The organism is Brevibacillus halotolerans, from assembly GCF_026891775.1.
Lineage (GTDB): Bacteria > Bacillota > Bacilli > Brevibacillales > Brevibacillaceae > Brevibacillus_B > Brevibacillus_B halotolerans.
Genome location: NZ_JAPTNK010000012.1, coordinates 1 through 18,210 on the forward strand (window position 1 = coordinate 1; position 18,210 = coordinate 18,210).

Consider the following 18,210-nt stretch of genomic DNA (forward strand, 5'->3'; position numbering starts at 1 on the left):
TCTCTTACTATAACTCAATTCGCATTCAAACAAAACTAAACAACCAGTCACCGGTTGAATTCCGACGACTGGCTGCTTAAACTTGTAAGGTGTTTTGATCCCTGTCCTACAAACGGGGGTCAGTCCCTTTATATTGCTCATAGCTTTTTTCTCCTTGCTTGCTTTTTCACCTATTCCTGTTCAAATGTGGAATGAGCATCTCTTTCATCTTTATCATGTCTCTGTCCCATTATTATGAATACTGCCTAGACTTCTCTTTTCTCATCAGGATAATAGATAATTCGAACATAATCCGAATCCTTTGAATCCATATCCCCTAGAAACATTCGCTCATGCTCGGGTACAAGCTCATACTTTTCCTTAAGTCTAGCTCGATTAAACTCGGATGGATCTTCTAAATACTCATAATAGACCTGTCTGCATAGTTCTAAAGAAGCTGTTTCTCCCTTAAGCTTTTTAAGCATATCCTGTAATTCATCATACTTATCATTGATTTCGCTTGCATACTGAGCTACTGAGAATGTTACCTCGCCTAAATGATCAAGTACGATAGCAGTAGGTTCTTCAAATGAAGTAAATAAGACTTTATTGTCCCACAATTCCTTAACACTCTCGATACTATATTCAAATGTAAAAAATGAATTGTAACAAACCACAGCATCATCCTTATAAACAACAATTCGCACAAGATAATTTTTCCCCTCATGCTTCATAAAGGCTGTGAATCCTTGACCCGCTACAGTGTCATATCCAATCTCGTGAGTAACACGGAAGTCTTCGGGGGTTGGAGAATGCAGAATCCTTCTGGCATTCCATAGCTCCTTCTCTTCCTCAGAAATACGATAGATATTACGGAGTGAGGGATTTAGTTGTGTAACAGTGTCGCGGATCAAATTCATATATTGGCCTTGGTCAAAATTCCACTGTGCATCCGCTATCTCATACGATCCCAATCCAAATATAGAGATCGCTTCACCTTGAGGGACACTAGGGACGAGCCAATTCTTATTGAGCTTTTCAACTAATCCATCTAAATCGACTAGCTCCCAGCAATTAACCATCCCATCCTCATAAACGTCTACATAAATAAAAAAATAACTCCCGCCATTGCAAATAAAACCAGGTATCTTCGTTCCTTCTATCGTTTTTGTTCTGCGAATTTTTTGCATATGGGTCTCCCCTTTGTCATTTATTAATCGACTCGACTACCGAAATTGCTCTCGCACCCTCATAAGGGCAAAGCCTAACAGATTCTCTCCCCTCCAGCGCTGTGGCCGTTCAGCATCAGGATGATCTTGCGCTAGTCCAATCCCCCATACTTTGTCATAAGGACTAGCTTCCACTAGAACTCGATTCCCAGTCTGGAGTAAATAGGATTTTAACTGAGGATGTTGACCGAATTTTAGTAAATTCGCTTGTTGAACAATTTCGAGCTTTTGTGCATTCCACACTTCCTCGTCAAAAGCTTGAACCCTGCGTCCCAGTGCTTTTGCTTGATTTGGATGCTTCTGCTGCAAAATCTGATCACGAATCGCAGCATCGCCAAACAATTCCGCTTTTTTCGCCATCATATAATGCTCTGCGGTAGGGTATGTAATGCCATCCTCTACAAAAGGAGCTGGATACCACTGGCTGAAGCAGGATTTATCTACAATTCCCTCTCTCTTCGGGGTATTTCCCCAGAAAAACAAATATTTCAACTGTTTTTTATGCGATTCCCTGATCAATGTCTGTACATCTTGTATCAGTTCCATCTATTCCACCCCTTGCAAATAATCCTAACAATCATGCACATAAAATGACTACTCTATGCTCGATCTATTTATTTTTTGCTTCACCATTGTCCGTACAAATTCTATGTAATAAGCTAGCGTAATTAGGTATGTGGTATACTATCATCCCATTCTGCTTGACCATTTCCGCCAACAAGCCAATTAAGTGCATAATGTCTTTCCAACACGACCCCCGCGTCTAATTCAGCCGGAGCATTTCGCTGGTTAATGCGGGCATCCACACATGCCCAGTCATAACGCATAATTAGATCTGCTGCATCTAGTAATTCTTTTTGAGACCTCGGTTTACAATGTTGTATTAAATAGTCCAAGCTTTGATATGGAATGAGTAATTCGGAAATTCGTGGGACATGACACGTGCTATCTGGGTATGTTAATTCATCTATCAATCCAAGCGCCCATAGTAAGACCTCGCAGCACTCATACCTCCACACAAACTGAATACATTCAATCTCCTTACATTCTGCTTTTTCTATATATGCTCTTTCCTTTGGCGTCAGCCAATCTCTAACTTGATATACCTCATCTACCCTCTCAAAATAAGACAAGGCTTCCTCCCGATTTCCCTCTGGAGACAATACTACTTCCGAATATAGCGCTACGGCGAACAGGGCACTAACTCTTTTCGCGATAGATGTAAGGTCTCTAATGACTGCATTCTCTTCCACCAACGCTACTCTCAAATGAGAAATATATGGAATCTTTCTTGCTTCTAATAAAGCAATAGAGCGATTCATTCGATCGCGATCTGCCTCTGATTCCTCCCCCTTATCACGGTCTAACAGGTCAGAATTCGCTATTGGAATGAGTTGCTCCAGCTCACTTTTTCCCTCTAATGAGAACACAAGCCTTCCTTCACTGTTACATATCTCCATGCTTGGATACAGTAAATAAGCATTTATCTCGCTTGCAACAGCATAAATAGCATCCATTAAAAAATGGGTCCGATTCGTATCATTAGTAAGCTCAAATCGAATTCCAACGATGCAGGTAAAGCACAAAATCTGTTGAATAACACTTTGCTGTAGATCAAGTCGTTCGGTTTTTACCTGGGAATAGTAAGTAGCCATCCCGTTTATTTGCCGTTCCACTTCTTCTTGATTCGCAATATAATCAATGCGATTTATTTTCATGAAAGTATCATCTTGCAAGGTAATCGTTAACTGCCCACCATCTACCTGATGTGATTTGCTAACTTGCTCAAAATTACTGATAATTGAATCAAAAACTCGATCTGGGTTACCTATCCCTGTATATAGCGTAATAACGGCCTCTTCCATGTATGTGTTCGCTCCTTTACAGATAAAAGCTACTAGACAGTATCAAAAACTGTACCGCACCTATAATTTCAATGATTCCAGCCTTCCATGGACGCATCGCTTTTCCAGCATAGACAAAAGCTCTTACAGTTGAATAGACATAAGCAATTGTCATCCAAGGAAAGCCTATTAGCCACGGAACAACTAGTAATAGTCCATGATAAATATGAGCATACATGATCCAACGCTTGTTGTCTCGTTCCCGAAAAACTGACTTTACAAAAAATGCACTACCCATAAAATGCAACCAACTGAACAATACAATAGCAGCCATCGTTACATCAAACTCTCCACCAGCCAAAAGGTAAGAAGCAGCACCTCCAATGGAAAAAATAAGAATGGCACATAAATCGTTAACGATCGCCCTCTCTTTTTTACGTTTTGCATGCCATACATTTACCAAAAGAAGAATAAGTAGCGGTAGTGCAAAAGCACAAAGGAATGGATTGCTTACAAGCGCTGGTATTAAGCAAATAAGGGCAAGTAAACCGTACAATAATCCCCATTTCAGCAAGTGCTCAGCTCGTGTGGTTCGTTTCATATATTGAAGAAACGGATAAGATGACAAATAGAGAAATAGCCAAGCTAGAAATAAGAGGATATGCATCCATTGAGGTTTTCCAGCCAGCATTCCGAAAAGAAACGGGACGCTAACCATTGCCCATCCCCCGTGTTCATGGGGTATTACAATACTACTTTTTTTCACAGAATTTCACTCCTTTCAAAAGGGACTCAATCGTAAATCAATTCTTACAATTCGTTTTTTAAAGCTCTTTTCATTCGAAACGTTCTACGCAATAAAAAAAGCCTTCTGCCTCTTTACAGACCTGACTACAGAGCGAAGTATAGCATTACAACGAGTAGTTTGCCATTCCTTCGATCAATCTGCCACAAGAAAGCCAAACATCCTAAAGCATCCGCAAGTAAATCTATCGAAATCGAGAACACTGTCCATACAAAAAATGGTGGAAATTGTAGGTAAAGAAATAACTACAATTCCACCATTTCTCTTTGACTTGCCGATATCACAAGTTGTTCTTGATCGCGATTTGTTCGACCACAAGTCCACGATGCGTACTCCAGACATAAATCGTCAACAACGCAACTACAAGGAACCCTACCCAATAAGGAGCTTCCGGCTGAATTTGGTATAATGCCGTTCCAGCAATCGGCGCTACAAAAGAGCCCACCCCTGTTGCCGCCGTAGTCAAGCCTGCTGCTGCTCCCTGTTCCTCTTCTCCTGATGCCAACGAAACACCTGCTGTATAACCTGGCATGGCGAATCCGCCTCCAACACCCAGTAGCAAAAAAGCAAGGACGAAACTAAATAAATTGTTAATGAAAACAAGAAGCAGCAGGCCTCCCCCCAGTATCGGCAGACCAATACGAAGCAAGGTACGCGGCATGAAGGAGCGTTTCCGAATGACTACTATTTGGACCAATGCCATCATAAAACCGACGCAAAACAAACTGATTCCAACCCACAGCGCCGTATCTTTGGAATTTAATCCAAATTTATCTTGGACATAAAAGCCTGCTGTCACCTGTAGCATCACAATGGCGCTCATCATACACAAGGCAATCAATAAATAAGGCCGTATACCTGGCTTTCGTAGATTAAGCTTGTTTCTTTTACCAGATGACTTTGGTGTAAAACGCGGAATACGTACATACACCATAAGAGCAGCAAATAATGATAGAACAGCAGCAACAACAATGGGAAACAGGAGGTGAATCCCTGATAATGCTGCCCCCATGGCGGGGCCGATCAGAAAACCAATACCACTCGCCGCACCAATCATCGCCATTCCCGCTGAGCGTTCATTCAACGAAGTTAAATCGGCTATCAGTGCCTGCCCAGAGGAAGTCATTGCAGGGAAAAACAGACCGAACAACATCCGTGAAAGCAACAATAGGATAAAAAGCAAAGTCAGCTCTGTTCTCCCCTGTAAACCAATCCAAGAGAGCCAAGCAAATAGCACCAAACTAATCGTAAACCCAACCAAACCAATAATCATAATCGGTTTTCGACCGAATCGATCACTTTGTTTCCCCCAGATGGGAGCACCAAGTAACAAGATGAGAGCGGAAGCTGAAATGATCCAGCCTGCATGCATTTCATCGAGGCCCATCTCTCGAATTAATGGAGCCAGCACCGGATTAATGACTCCTAGGCCGATATAACAAATCATTAATGACAAGAAAATAACACGTTTCGGTTCCATGTAACCACCTCCATTAGTACTTGTAATTCTTGCGGTATTCCGTTCGTTGCAATTGCTTCAAAAAACTCGACAGCAAAAGAGAATGCCCCCTTTTGCTGTTACCTTTTTGTGCATTTAAGAGCAACTTCTGCCCCATTAAGCTCTGACCGCCTCCCTATTACTTCAAATCTGTATTTATTATCAATAAAATGTAAATGCTGTTCCGCCAGTAAACGGATGATTCCTAACGTTTAACGGATTATTTTCTATCAGACAAAACAAAAATTTGATTTAACTCACACTAGCTATGCCCCTTCCGCATAAGAAGCCCTACCGCGTTTACTTATGTTATTGCATAGAAAAAAGCCCATTTGTTGCGCAAAAGCCACCTCATGTAAGGAGCTAATATCTAACAAATGAGCTAACCATGAATTTAGGAAACTTTTTTCCCTTGAGAAAATAACATCTCTTTTGGGTTATTTCAAATCATCTGCTCAGTGTACTTACACTGTCGCATGCTCAGCTTCCGCATACCATTGTGCTTGCGACCGGAACATCTCTGCATACTCTCCATTTCTTTGCATCAGCTCCTCATGTTTGCCTTCTTCAACGAGTTTGCCGTCCTTAAGAACCAAAATCCGATCAACATTTTTACAGCTTCCAAGCCTGTGAGTGATGAAAATAGCGGTTTTATTATCTGTAATCTCAATAAATTTTTCTAGAAGCTGTGCTTCAGCAATCGGATCTAATGCAGCTGTTGGCTCATCGAGAATAATAACCTCGGCTGGCTTAAACAATGCTCTGCTCAAAGCAATTTTTTGCCACTGGCCTCCTGAAATATCTTGTCCTCCAGCAAAGGATGTACCCAATTCAGTCTCGTAGCCTTTTGACAGTTGATTAATGACTTCATCGGCGCCTGTTTGATTGGTTGCACTCTTTAACCGCTCTTGATTATTGATATGTTGCACATCGGCTATCCCGATATTTTCTTTAACTGTTAGGTTATAGGTTACGAAATCTTGGAAAATAGCACTAATAATGTGTCTCATAGATACATGCTTAATATTGTGCTGATCATAATAAACATTGCCTCCAGATACTTTATAGAGTCCGACTAAACATTTGATTAACGTACTCTTACCCGCACCATTTTTACCTACAATAGCAATCTTTTCCCCTTTATTAATCTGAAACGAAATATTATGTAACGCTGGTTTTGTACGATTAGGAAAAGTAAAAGTCAGATTCTCGACCCAGATCCTTTCCTTTAGAGAAAATGTATGATCAATCGCCAGCTCCTGCTCTTCCTCTTCTAGTTCCATAAAATCAAAGAAATCCTTAATATAAAGAGTTTCGTTATATAGCTGCCCTAAATTATAGGCAATGAATTGAATAAGTGATATGGCTGAGCTAATGGCCTGTGATATTGATACATAGTCACCAATGGTTAGTTTCCCTTGACTTCCGAACCAAAGGAGCACAGCTATAAAAGCTGTTTCTGCAAAGCTATTTATCCCGCCTTTCCCAAGTTCAGCCGAAACACTTTTTTTACGAAGCTGGTAAACTGAATCCTCATATTTCCAATAGGTATTTCCCCATTTTTCTTGTAAATACTTCGTATGACCAAAAATACGTAATTCCTTAGCCGTATCACGTTCAATTAGCAGACGATACAAATAGAAAATTAAACGATTGGTGCTTGTGAACTCCCGAGCTTGCGTATATTGCTTTTTACCAAGCCAGGTAGTGATGATAATCGGCGGAAATACCAGCAATAAAATACAGGCAAATAGAATCCAATGTAGCTGAACTAAAATATACAAATAGCCTATTAAGGTTATTACATTTTTTACGACATCTAATACAGAGAAGCTCATTTTAAGACCTCGAGCTCCTATACCAGCCGAGGCTCTATGTAGGTAATTATAATTTTCTGGATTTTCAAAGAAAAGTAGTGGCAACTTAGAGGATTTTTCAATGATCAGCTTGTCAAAATAATAGCTCACCCTTTGAGACATGCGTAATCGTATCAAATCATCAAGATTATTTATTAAAAGCCCAACAACAACTAGCCCCATCTGTAAAACTAGAAGAAATACTCCTTCTGTAAGGTCGGCGTTCTTATTAATGATATCCATCGTCGTATTGACCAATGTTTTGGTTAGATAGATTTGTAGAAGAGGGATGACTGCCTTAATGATAGCCATTGAAATCGTTGCGATCATTAAAAGGGAGGTACACTTCCATATTAAAGGAAAGACCTTTTTCGTACACTGCAATGAAAATAAAATGCCCCAATCCTTTTTCTCGGAACGCGATGAAGACATATAGTCACCTCTTTCCTGTTTTCATTATGGAAATGAAAGCTCCCTATCAAGAATGATAGGGAGTCTCCACTATAGGTTATTTTCTAGCAACAACCTGCGTAATAACTTTGATCCCAATAGCAATCTGTTGTACTACCGCTTTTGCAACGTACGTAAACATGTCTCCATTTATTTGTTTTGTTACCGCATTTTACTGAATCGCATGTGTAATTATCATTGCAGCTTCCAATTGCACTCCATCCTGAAGGGCATCCCATATCTTATACCTCCTTTAAATTTACACCTCATAGATTTCCATCATCGTTTCATTCCGTGTAAAGCTGGTATGTACATCCCTTCTTTTATTACAGGAAATCGAATATTGGGAAAACATATCTATCGGTGAAAGTATTCATTTTTCCTAAAATTCTAAAATAGAGGGATTACTTCCTATCAACCAGCTTTACTTTGCTACTTAGCAGCAGCCTGCGTAGTAACTTTGATCCCAATAACAATCTGTTGTGCTCCCTTTTTGGCAACGTACGTAAACATGTCTCCATTTATTTGTTTTGTTACCGCATTTTACTGAGTCGCACGTGTAATTATCATTGCAACTTCCAATTGCAGTCCAATCATTTGAAGGGCATCCCATATCTTTCACCTCCTTTCAAATTTTCTATGCTTCCTTTCTATTTCCTATTCCTCACAGAATACGCTTACATAGCTTTCAGCCATTAATTCATTATCAATATAAAGCCGGTATGTATACACCCCTTCTTCCACTACAGGAAATCGAATATTTACACGTATGTCGATCCCTGGAACCATCCCTTCTTTTCTAAAATTTTTGAGTGGGGGAAGTTCTTCATGACAAACCAATCGATTCTCTTGATCCAAAACTTGAATAGATGGTTGCAGTGGCGGTGTATCCTCCTCAAAAAACACTTTCACAAGTACATCTGTGATAACGGCCGCTGGGAGTATTGGAACTGTAATAGCGTTTAGTACTTTTTCAACAGAGTGCATTTTTTCATACTCATGAAAATGAACCTTCTCAGCAATAATCATTTGTATTTTGAATGTGTCAAGCATAGTTTGCATCAGCTTATTAATTCCTCCTTTTCTGTCATAACAAACCGTACGTACTCGTACGAATCCGAAAAATGAAATATCTTATGATGTCTCTGTACAAGTACAGGATTATTGTGTAGCAGAGGTGTAAACCAAGAAAACGAACTACTGTTTACAACAAGATGATTTTTCCATAATTTTGCTTTGATAGTAATAAGCCAATCCGGAGCAGAAAAAAATATGATTATTTTTTTATTTTCACCTTGAGCCAGCAATTGATCTATGCTCTTAAAATTAGGAGAAGCATAGTCCACAAGGATTATAGTAGAAAAGCTTGTCCCTAGCTGCTTTTGTAATGTGTGGATCAATCTCACTTCATGAACGAGGCGTTTCTTTGCTAACCAGACCCTAATGGCGATCATGAGCAGCACAATAATCCCGCTAAAAATGATAAGGACGTTTATCATCGGTCGTAAGCTCCCTTACTTGTTTAGCTTCGCTCCAAATATCATAGGCGATTACAAAACAGACGATAATAGCTCCAGAGACTATCGATTCATCTAATGAAAAGATACGGGTGGGGAGAAGCAATTTCCCTATCAACAAGGCAATCAGAACAAGATTTCGAATAATCGGATATTTATTCAAGGAATCCACCTTACCAAAGCACCCACAATCAGCCGCTTCGCTAATCTTACGTTTTCGTTTAATAAACAGGATAAAGGAAGACAGCATAAGAATAACCAAAATTTCTTTCCATATGTATGCGATACCAATTACGAAAAGTAAGAAAATAGAAATTTCGGATATCAGCAAAAGACAGGCTGAAATAGCTGTAAGCTGATAAGGGATTATTTGATAAGAGTGTATTTGTAACCTTAGATCATGAAAATGATAAACCTTCATGTAAAAGGATAGAAAAAAGACTACAGCTATTATCATGTCTATAACATAGGACAATACGGTCATACTCCAACCTTCCTATCATGTAATAAGTTGAAATAAACTATCTGTATCAGTTGAATGTATTCCTTTGATAACCTTTCCGTTTTTATCAATAAAGTACGAAAAAGGTGTAAACGGTATCCGTAAATCATCATAGCTGCCAGCATACGATAGAATTGGAAAATCAAATTCATGATATTTTGCTATCTCATCATTGTCTTCTGGTGTACCATCGCTTACAAGTATAAAATGATCTGTATATCCTTTGAGAAACGCTGGAATTTGAGGTAATAAATCGATACAAAGAATGCAGCTCAAAGAGATAAAACAAAATACACAGTTCGCCGAAGAATCATACTCCATTCCCAGCTTCTCAATAGGAAAATCTTCTCCTACACGGAAAGGTACAATCTCTCCACTACTGCTTTCATTGCCACTGCTTTTCTTCTTAGTAAATAAATCTTTAAAATTTATACGACTCACAAAAGTTCCCCTCCTATGCCAATATCCGACGTAATGGTTCCATTAATTTGTTAAACCAATATAAGTCGGAGCACCCATTTGTAGAAAGAACTTGTCCAAGCTTGTTGATCGCATAACCCCTTGGCATGAAATAAACATTTAGCTTTCGCGTAATCAATTCTTTTGGAACCAAGTAAATGTGTTCAATGCGATCCGTGAAGGCCGCCTTCATTAATTCAAAATTTTCCGGACTGGTATGAAGTAACACAGCAATATTGATTCCAGGATTCTCGTGAGTAAATTCATCCAAGGCTTCCATCGAAGCTAAGCAGGATTCACAATCCGTGCTATAACACATCAACAGCAGGTAATCTGAAACAAGATCATACAGTTTTAGCTCTTTCGCTTGGTCTTCATAAATCTTAACATTCGGGATATAATCCCCGACTTTTAGCATTTCAAGTTTTTTATCCTTATAAAATTTTCTGTGGGCTGGTGTTTCTACGACACTCACAATATTCCTCCTTTTATTATGTATGGATCAGAATAGTATGTAGGAAAATTAAATTGGATATGTTTTCCTTTTATGTATTTATATTACATTGAATATAAATAAATGTAAACTGTTTTTTCTGATTTACTGCTTTATCTTTCTTTATGTATATGCATTCCTTAATTTAGATAAGGGAAATCTGCTTCTTTCAAAAACAAAAATAAAAAAAGAGAAGCCTCTTTTCACTCCGTTCTATCAAACAGAATGTCTAGAAAAAGCCTCTCTTTTTATGATTTTTTATTCGAGATCCTATGTCTCTAATCCCACCTTCGTATCCTGTGACTTCGGTAGTACCCTCCCCTCAGTCAGATAATGCATAACCGCAGAAATAAAGAGCTTGCCAGCCACAAGCATAGAGCGTTCATCTACGTCAAACATTGGGTGATGATGTGGATAAGTCGCCTGAATGTCTGGGTTTCGTCCTCCTACATAAAAGAATGTACCAGGTATTTTTTGGAGATAATAAGCAAAATCCTCCGCACCCATTCGAGCCTCTAGTATCTCTGTATGCTCCTCACCTACTAAAAGCTTGGCAAGCTGATGAATACGCTCTGTCTCTGTCTCATCGTTACATAAGGCTGGATAGCCCCGTTCATAGTCGATTGTGAACGTTGCCCCCGACCCTTCACAGGTCGTTTTGGTAATTTGTTCAAGTGAGGTTTCAATCTTTTGGCGAACATTTTCATCAAAGGTACGTACCGTTCCTGATAAAGTAACACTTTGCGGGATGACATTAAACGCTTTTCCTGCGTGAAAGCTACCCACTGTTAACACGGCCGCTTGAAGAGGATCAATCCGTCTACTAACAATTTGCTGTAGGTTTAATACCAGTTGGCTTCCAATCACTAGCGGATCAATCGCTTTATGTGGATACGCGCCATGCCCTCCCTTACCCGTTATCTCCATATAAAATGAATCTGCCGCTGCTAACATATAACCCGATTTTACTCCAACAACTCCTACAGGCTGATCTGATGAGACGTGGGCACCGTAAATAACATCTACACCATCAAGGCATCCCGCTTCAATCATGGAAACCGCACCACCCGGCAATAATTCTTCTGCAAACTGGTGAATAAAAATTACAGTCCCGGGTAACTCGTCACGATACTCACTCAAAACCTTCGCAACACCAAGTAAACCCGCTGTATGAATATCATGACCGCATGCATGCATCACCCCAGGTACTCGTGATTTATATATCACTTCCTTTTCATCCTGAATGGGTAGAGCGTCAAAATCAGCACGCAAAGCAACTGTTTTTCCTGGCTTTCCACCTTTTAGAACTCCAAGTACCCCATTGCCACCTACTCCCGTTTTTACCTCAAGTCCAATTTGGCGTAAATAATCGGCTATTTTTATAGGCGTATTCACTTCTTGGAAGGAAAGCTCCGGATACATGTGTAAATCTCGGCGAAATTCAACTAATTCAGGATAAAGCTGTTTCAAGCGTTCTAGCATTGGCTGTATCATAAAACTGACCTCCTTTGGAAATTGAGAAAACTAATGCTCACAGAAGTATTCTAGCCAACGGATTCCCGCTTCGGCACATTATGTCTATTCCTGCTTTTGTATAACTATACGTTTTGTATCATGAACAATCAACCGAAAATTCAGTCTTTTAAAACCAAAGAAAGATCGATGCCTTGACTAAAGGGCTACCGATCCTCTTCTTTACATCATTCAAGCTGCTGCCAATTTGCTGGATACGTAACATATAAAAACTTTGCATAGGCTGGTACCGAGAATTGAATGCTCGTATTTCGTGGAATGAGAATAATATCACCTGCATGTCCGATAATGCGACGACCATTTATTACAATTTCTAGGGTTCCTTCTATGATATAATCAATTTCATCATATTTTAAAGTCCAATCAAATGTCGTTTCTTTCATTTCCATCAATCCACAGCCAAGCCGAGGGCTCTCCTGTAAATCTAACGCATCTTTTAAATATACGCGATCGCCTGCTTTTCCCGTATCAAAAGGCTCCAATTTCAACGAGTTCAATTTAACAGACATTACACCGCTTGGATCGATCTTCTTATCTATCTCATCAGGTGATTGGTTAAGCTGCGTAAGCTTTTCCAAAACAATTTTACGAATTAACGCTTCAAGAGATGCTGGATCAAGTTGCATTTATTTTACCTCACTTTCCGCAGTTAGCTTTGATTTGGAAGCAATCAGAATAGCTACTAGCACTGCGGTGATTCCACCCACTAGTTTCCCTACGATCATTGGAAAAATAAGATCTTTTTCTATACCAGCCGTAAATCCTAAATGATCTCCAAAGGTAAAAGAAGCACTAACTGCAAAGGCGATATTTATGATCTTTCCCCTTGAATCCATTTCTTTTAGCATGCCAAACATCGGTATGTTGTTGGCTAAAGATGCTACTAGTCCTGCGGCCGCTTTATCATTCATACCAAGTAATGAGCCTAGCTTAAGTAATGGTTTTTGGAAAACTTTCGTAATGACATATACCATGGGAAATGCACCCGCAAGTACGATAGCAATAGAACCTACGATTTCAATGCCATCCCAAATACGAGTCATCCCAGGAATAATAACCACTCCTGTTAAGGTCTCAATAATGATAGCCGCTAGTGCCAGCGTAATAATAATAACGACTCCTTTGCCAAAAACACTAAAGCCCTTTATCATCCCATTCGGGACCAGCCATAGCCCAACTCCAATAATTAATGCTACTAGTATGATAGGAACTAAATTACGCAAAATCATTCCAATATCATAGCCAGCAACCAATCCACCTACTAAGCAACCAATCGGAATGGTCATGATTCCAGCTAGCACCCCGGTAGCAAGGTATTTACGATCCTCTCTTTCAATAATGCCAAGTGCAACAGGAATGGTAAATACAATAGTAGGGCCAAGCATGGAGCCAAGAATAATACCGGCAAAGCGTCCTGCTTCTGGGTTGCTAGCCATCTGCATTGCTAGCGGATATCCTCCCATGTCATTAGCGAGCAAGGTGGTGGCAAACATGGCTGGATCAGCACCTAATGCCGTATAGAGTGGCACAACGATCGGCTTTAACAACGTCGCTAATACAGGTGCCAGCGAAATAACACCCACCATGGCAAGTGTGAGCGATCCCATCGCCATAATTCCTTCCTCGAATTTATCTCCTAAATTAAATTTATTATCCAAGCATTTATCAATTGCCCCCAAGACCATGAAGATTACCATTATGTAAATGATAATTTCATTAATACTCATACACTGTCCTCCTTACCCGAGTCTCTTAGCTCATAGCTATCAATAATACCAACGATCGTCGCATCAATGGGTGCTTTGACTTGATCAAAAGCCGCTCTTGCCGAACCGCCCTTCGTTACCAATACCAAATCACCAATACCAGAGCCTGCACCATCCGCAGCTACAAAGGTCTTAGCTGGTTCACCACCAAAAATTTCGGTGGGAGAGACAATCATCAGTTTCAGACTATCTAATTTTGCATCTTTTCTTGTGGCCCAAACGTTACCAATGACTTTTCCAATAATCATACAGGTTTGCCCTCCTGCTTTGTTTTCTTGACAGTAAGCTGATTCATACGTACAAAATCCTTAGCCAGTGGAGTTAAGATGGCATTGGGTAAAATGGTAAACGATTGAGCCCCTAATAAGCATAGCTTTTTAAATACGGATTCAGATATGACCCTCTGCTCGATATGCCATACTTTTTCTGCGGCATCTGCTAAATTACTTGCCTCATTCACATGTAAATCATGCTTTCGCTCACAATTTGAATCCAAGTGTTCAGAGGACCTTTGGCATATGGACTGCGTTAGGGGTCTTTCCAGATGGCGCTGTTCCTGACCTAGCAGATGAATGTCTGCTTTTTTGATCAAAGTCACTCCATAGGAAACAAGCTTCTGCTCGTATGATTGATACAGCTCATATAAATGAGCTGGAGCTGTACGGTGGAATTGCCGATGCTCAAGACCTTCTTGTAACAGGTACACCTTTTTCCCTTGAAGTAATGCTTGGGTAATAAGATTCTTTGAAGATATGAGCCCCAATGCTAGTGAAGCTAATGCGCAGCAATGTAATCCAGTTATCAAAATGAAGGCAAAGGATTGAACGTTACATTCCAAGAGGTCATCAGGCCACTTTTGTGAGCAGGTTACATCATTGATTACAACAGAATGAACGTCAAATTTCTTATTGAGGACCGACTTTATGGCAAGCCATTCGCTTTCATGTGTAGAGATAACGATTATTTTTTGCTTGTTCTCTAAAGAAAGCGTGTCCAATCGAGATATAACCTCATTAGTAACGGCTTCTATTAGCTGCTGTATCTCCAAACCGGTCACTTCCTAACAAGTCTAGCAACTGTCCCTTTTTGATACCCGCAAGCGTTCGCTTCATCATAATCGAGATGCATAAACGTACGAAAATGTGGACTTACTCGAATGGTTACTTCTTGAAAGATAACCGGTCTCGTTCCAAGGACTTCCACACACACATTTTGCTTATCCGAAAGACCAAACCATTGAGCATCCTCAGCTGACATATGAATATGGCGTTTCGCAATAATTGCCGCTTTGACCGGAACTGATGCAAGCTGGGTAGCCAACGTAACTTCTGCACTTTCTGCTAAATTTCCAGATTCACGAAGAGGCGGTCTAATTCCCAGGGCAACTGCATCCGTTAAGGAAACCTCCACCTGTGTGTTTTGCCTTTCCGGCCCCAGAACAGCCACATTCTTAATCGTTCCTTTTGGGCCAATCAAATCAACCCGTTCCACGCAGCTAAATTGCCCTGGTTGGGATAATTCCTTAGCTTTCGTAAGTTGGTATCCCTCTCCAAATAAGATATCAATGATCTTGCGAGATAAATGCACATGCCTTCCTGAAGCTTCAACGGGAATAAACAGTTTTTGCTTAATTCCAGCCACTACTTTTTCCGCAATTTGATCAACCTGATCTTGTATCAACTCCACACCTCTTTTCAGTCATATGCTTGTTTATGTAAAGAGGGCATACTATCCGCTATTTAGCCTTCAGAAAACCATTTTTATCAAAAGAAAGCTTGTAAGGGATAGTATGTTCCTGTATTTAGACTGGTTGTTGCTTGGACTTAGGAAGAATGCTATCTACCTCAGTGTGAGGGCGTGGAATAACGTGTACAGAAATCAGTTCGCCAATTCGTTCTGCCGCCGCTGCACCAGCATCGGTTGCCGCTTTTACTGCCCCGACATCCCCACGTACCATTACGGTTACCAAGCCGCCGCCTACCTGCTCTTTACCAACCAGCTCAACATTAGCTGCTTTCACCATGGCATCTGCTGCTTCAATCGCGCTCACAAGTCCTTTTGTCTCAATCATACCTAACGCATTTGTACTTGCCATTTCAATTCCTCCGTTTTTCATGTCATCTATTTACAACAAAATGCTAAGAGATGCAGTTGCTCTGCTTCAATTCGAGTAGGACTTTTTGGATAATGGAATTCACTAAATCATCATGAACTCCAAACCCTCCCCGCGTGTTACAAGCCACTTGGTGTGGACGTAGTGCCTCTAGTTCCCTAACCCCATAAGCAATGCGTCGAATATTAATTAAGTTCATAGGTCCTACGTTATCTGAAGTAGAATTGTTACCCACTGCTCCACAGCCCAATGTTAAAGCAGGTACTAAATTGGTTGTTCCCCCGATTCCACCTAATGCTGCTGGTGTATTTACTAAAAAGCGAGATACAGGCTGACGTAGACCAAAGTAACGAATAACCTTCTCATCCTGTGCATGAATAATACAAGTATGGCCTGCTCCCTCATGTAGCAAAATTTCTTCACATAAATCACATGCTTTCTCCATACTTTCGGCTGTGTAGAATCCTAAAATAGGAGCCAGTTTTTCCCGTGAGAAAGCTACTTTATAGCCCACCTCTGTTTCCTCTGCAATTAAAAGTCTTGCGTTAGCGGGAACTGTGATCTTAGCTAAATTGGCAATATGTTGTACACTCTTCCCTACGATTTGCGGATTCATTGAACCATTTTCTCGCATAATCAATCGTCCAACTTTTTCCTTTTCATCTGGGGTTAGAAAATAAGCTCCCTGCTTTTTAAATTCTGCTATTACCTTCTCTTTCATGCATCTTTCCACGACGACTGATTGTTCGGAAGCACAAATTGTTCCATTATCAAAGGTTGAGCTATCAAAAATACGCTTGACTGCATTCTGCAAATCAGCAGATTTATCAATGTAAGCAGGCCCATTCCCCGATCCAACACCGATTGCTGGCGTTCCCGAACTGTAGGCTGCTTTTACCATTGCTGAGCCGCCTGTTGCTAAAATCAGCTGAACATCTTTGTGTTTCATCAATTCGTTGGTTCCTTGAATGGTAGGCATCTCCATACAAGTCACAATATCTTCAGGACCACTTGCTGAGGCAATTGCTTCCCTTATGATCTTTATCGTTTCCAAAATACATTTTTTCGCATTTGGATGAGGGGAAAAAATAATGGAATTACCGGCTTTCATGGAAATAAGGGATTTATATAAGACAGTAGAGGTTGGATTCGTTGATGGGATTAATCCAGCGATTACTCCTACTGGCACTCCTACCTCGATGACTTTTTTCACTGTATCCTCGTTTAAAATCCCAATCGTTTTTAGTTCCTTAATATGCTCATAAACGACCTGACTGCCAAACAGGTTTTTGATTACCTTATCCTCCCAGATGCCAAAGCCAGTCTCTTCTACCGCTAGCTTTGCCAATCGTTCGGCATGTGCGACACCAGCATTTGCCACTGCTTTAACAATGGTATCAATCTGCTCCTGGGACATTTTACTTAAAGTCCTTTGAGCCGTATTCGATCTCTTTATCAGATTTCTTACTTCTTGTACGGAAAGTAAGTCTTTATCAGAAAGCATCATGTAGTTACCCCTTCTTTATGCATTTTGGTAATCTCCTGAACAAGCTGAGCTTTTTTGGCTTGTCTTACTTGCCTATTGTTAATCGTCACGATTCCTAATCGTTTCGCTTCCTCTCTTAGCTCACCAACTGTCATTTTCTCTAGCTGCTCTGCCTGACTTTCAGGTAGTGGAATGGTGGCTTTATCCGAGTTAGTCAACGGTGGCGATGCTGTTTCCGCATGAGCCTCCCCTTGATCGGGTAGCAATTCACTATCAAGGTCTTGTAGCTCTTCGGTTGTTTTTGATTTGCCCGATTCTCCAAGCTCCTTCGTCTTTGTAGGTGTTTGGGTAATTTGTGTGGGCAGCTTGCGGTCTCTTGGTTGGAATGGTAAGCTATTCGGCTGTTCCACCATTCGATATAAGTTATCATCTGGATTTGAGATCACATGCTTAGAAATTAGTGTGCCAACTCTATTCACTGCTTCTGCCCCTGCTTCCACAGCGGCAGTAATTGCTGACACATCTCCTGTAATTTTTACGGTAACAAAGCCATTTTTTATTTTCTCCAACCCAATCAAGGTAACATTAGCTGCCTTCATGGCCGCATCTGCTGCTTCTATAGACGCCAACAGCCCTTTTACCTCAATCAGTCCTAAAGCATTTTTTCTCATAGGATCACC

Annotated in this window: 20 protein-coding genes; all 20 read right to left on the minus strand. The window is 40.4% G+C overall.

Going from position 1 to position 18,210, the window contains the following annotated elements:
• Positions 1-245 precede the first annotated feature (245 nt).
• Positions 246-1,169, minus strand: a complete 924-nt coding sequence (locus O0550_RS15485) for a DUF7638 domain-containing protein (RefSeq protein ID WP_258426763.1) — start codon at positions 1,167-1,169, stop codon at positions 246-248.
• A gap of 36 nt (positions 1,170-1,205) precedes the next feature.
• A complete protein-coding gene (gene ybiA / locus O0550_RS15490) occupies positions 1,206-1,754 on the minus strand; it encodes a riboflavin biosynthesis intermediates N-glycosidase (protein WP_258426764.1) in 549 nt (182 codons plus the stop codon).
• 122 nt (positions 1,755-1,876) lie between these two features.
• Positions 1,877-3,073: a DUF4272 domain-containing protein gene (locus O0550_RS15495; RefSeq protein WP_258426765.1), complete on the minus strand. Its 1,197-nt coding sequence runs from the start codon at positions 3,071-3,073 to the stop codon at positions 1,877-1,879.
• 16 nt (positions 3,074-3,089) lie between these two features.
• On the minus strand, positions 3,090-3,818 hold the full coding sequence (locus O0550_RS15500) for a YwiC-like family protein (RefSeq protein ID WP_258418722.1): 729 nt from the start codon (positions 3,816-3,818) through the stop codon (positions 3,090-3,092).
• 319 nt (positions 3,819-4,137) lie between these two features.
• A complete protein-coding gene (locus tag O0550_RS15505) occupies positions 4,138-5,337 on the minus strand; it encodes an MFS transporter (protein ID WP_258426766.1) in 1,200 nt (399 codons plus the stop codon).
• Positions 5,338-5,819: 482 nt separating this feature from the next.
• Positions 5,820-7,643, minus strand: a complete 1,824-nt coding sequence (locus tag O0550_RS15510; protein ID WP_258426767.1) for an ABC transporter ATP-binding protein — start codon at positions 7,641-7,643, stop codon at positions 5,820-5,822.
• A gap of 675 nt (positions 7,644-8,318) precedes the next feature.
• A complete protein-coding gene (locus O0550_RS15515; protein WP_003336358.1) occupies positions 8,319-8,723 on the minus strand; it encodes a hypothetical protein in 405 nt (134 codons plus the stop codon).
• Complete coding sequence (locus tag O0550_RS15520; protein ID WP_003339456.1) at positions 8,723-9,160, minus strand: hypothetical protein; 438 nt, start codon at positions 9,158-9,160, stop codon at positions 8,723-8,725. The genes O0550_RS15515 and O0550_RS15520 overlap by 1 nt, the downstream gene beginning before the upstream one ends.
• The gene (locus O0550_RS15525) at positions 9,135-9,662 is read right to left on the minus strand and encodes a MauE/DoxX family redox-associated membrane protein (RefSeq protein WP_258426768.1); all 528 of its coding nucleotides are present in this window, start codon (positions 9,660-9,662) and stop codon (positions 9,135-9,137) included. The genes O0550_RS15520 and O0550_RS15525 overlap by 26 nt, the downstream gene beginning before the upstream one ends.
• Before the next feature lie 15 nt (positions 9,663-9,677).
• Positions 9,678-10,121 carry a TlpA family protein disulfide reductase gene (locus tag O0550_RS15530; RefSeq protein WP_003339458.1) on the minus strand — a complete coding sequence of 148 codons (444 nt, stop codon included), beginning with the start codon at positions 10,119-10,121 and terminating at the stop codon, positions 9,678-9,680.
• Positions 10,122-10,134: 13 nt separating this feature from the next.
• Positions 10,135-10,614 (minus strand): TlpA family protein disulfide reductase, encoded by a 480-nt coding sequence (locus tag O0550_RS15535; RefSeq protein WP_003339459.1) that lies wholly within the window; start codon positions 10,612-10,614, stop codon positions 10,135-10,137.
• Positions 10,615-10,902: 288 nt separating this feature from the next.
• Positions 10,903-12,126 carry a M20 metallopeptidase family protein gene (locus O0550_RS15540; protein WP_258426769.1) on the minus strand — a complete coding sequence of 408 codons (1,224 nt, stop codon included), beginning with the start codon at positions 12,124-12,126 and terminating at the stop codon, positions 10,903-10,905.
• A gap of 206 nt (positions 12,127-12,332) precedes the next feature.
• The gene (locus tag O0550_RS15545) at positions 12,333-12,791 is read right to left on the minus strand and encodes a cupin domain-containing protein (RefSeq protein WP_096885845.1); all 459 of its coding nucleotides are present in this window, start codon (positions 12,789-12,791) and stop codon (positions 12,333-12,335) included.
• A complete protein-coding gene (eutH, locus tag O0550_RS15550; RefSeq protein ID WP_003336350.1) occupies positions 12,792-13,892 on the minus strand; it encodes an ethanolamine utilization protein EutH in 1,101 nt (366 codons plus the stop codon).
• Positions 13,889-14,179 carry a EutN/CcmL family microcompartment protein gene (locus tag O0550_RS15555; RefSeq protein ID WP_003336349.1) on the minus strand — a complete coding sequence of 97 codons (291 nt, stop codon included), beginning with the start codon at positions 14,177-14,179 and terminating at the stop codon, positions 13,889-13,891. The genes eutH and O0550_RS15555 overlap by 4 nt, the downstream gene beginning before the upstream one ends.
• Complete coding sequence (locus O0550_RS15560; RefSeq protein WP_258426770.1) at positions 14,176-14,979, minus strand: hypothetical protein; 804 nt, start codon at positions 14,977-14,979, stop codon at positions 14,176-14,178. Before O0550_RS15560 ends, O0550_RS15555 begins: the two co-directional genes overlap by 4 nt.
• Positions 14,980-14,984: 5 nt before the next feature.
• Positions 14,985-15,611 carry a phosphate propanoyltransferase gene (gene pduL, locus O0550_RS15565; RefSeq protein ID WP_003336347.1) on the minus strand — a complete coding sequence of 209 codons (627 nt, stop codon included), beginning with the start codon at positions 15,609-15,611 and terminating at the stop codon, positions 14,985-14,987.
• Positions 15,612-15,732: 121 nt separating this feature from the next.
• A complete protein-coding gene (eutM, locus tag O0550_RS15570; protein WP_003336346.1) occupies positions 15,733-16,026 on the minus strand; it encodes an ethanolamine utilization microcompartment protein EutM in 294 nt (97 codons plus the stop codon).
• Positions 16,027-16,069: 43 nt separating this feature from the next.
• Positions 16,070-17,551, minus strand: a complete 1,482-nt coding sequence (locus O0550_RS15575) for an acetaldehyde dehydrogenase (acetylating) (RefSeq protein ID WP_003339465.1) — start codon at positions 17,549-17,551, stop codon at positions 16,070-16,072.
• Complete coding sequence (locus O0550_RS24425) at positions 17,548-18,201, minus strand: BMC domain-containing protein (RefSeq protein WP_276565026.1); 654 nt, start codon at positions 18,199-18,201, stop codon at positions 17,548-17,550. Before O0550_RS24425 ends, O0550_RS15575 begins: the two co-directional genes overlap by 4 nt.
• Between the last annotated feature and the right edge of the window lie 9 nt (positions 18,202-18,210).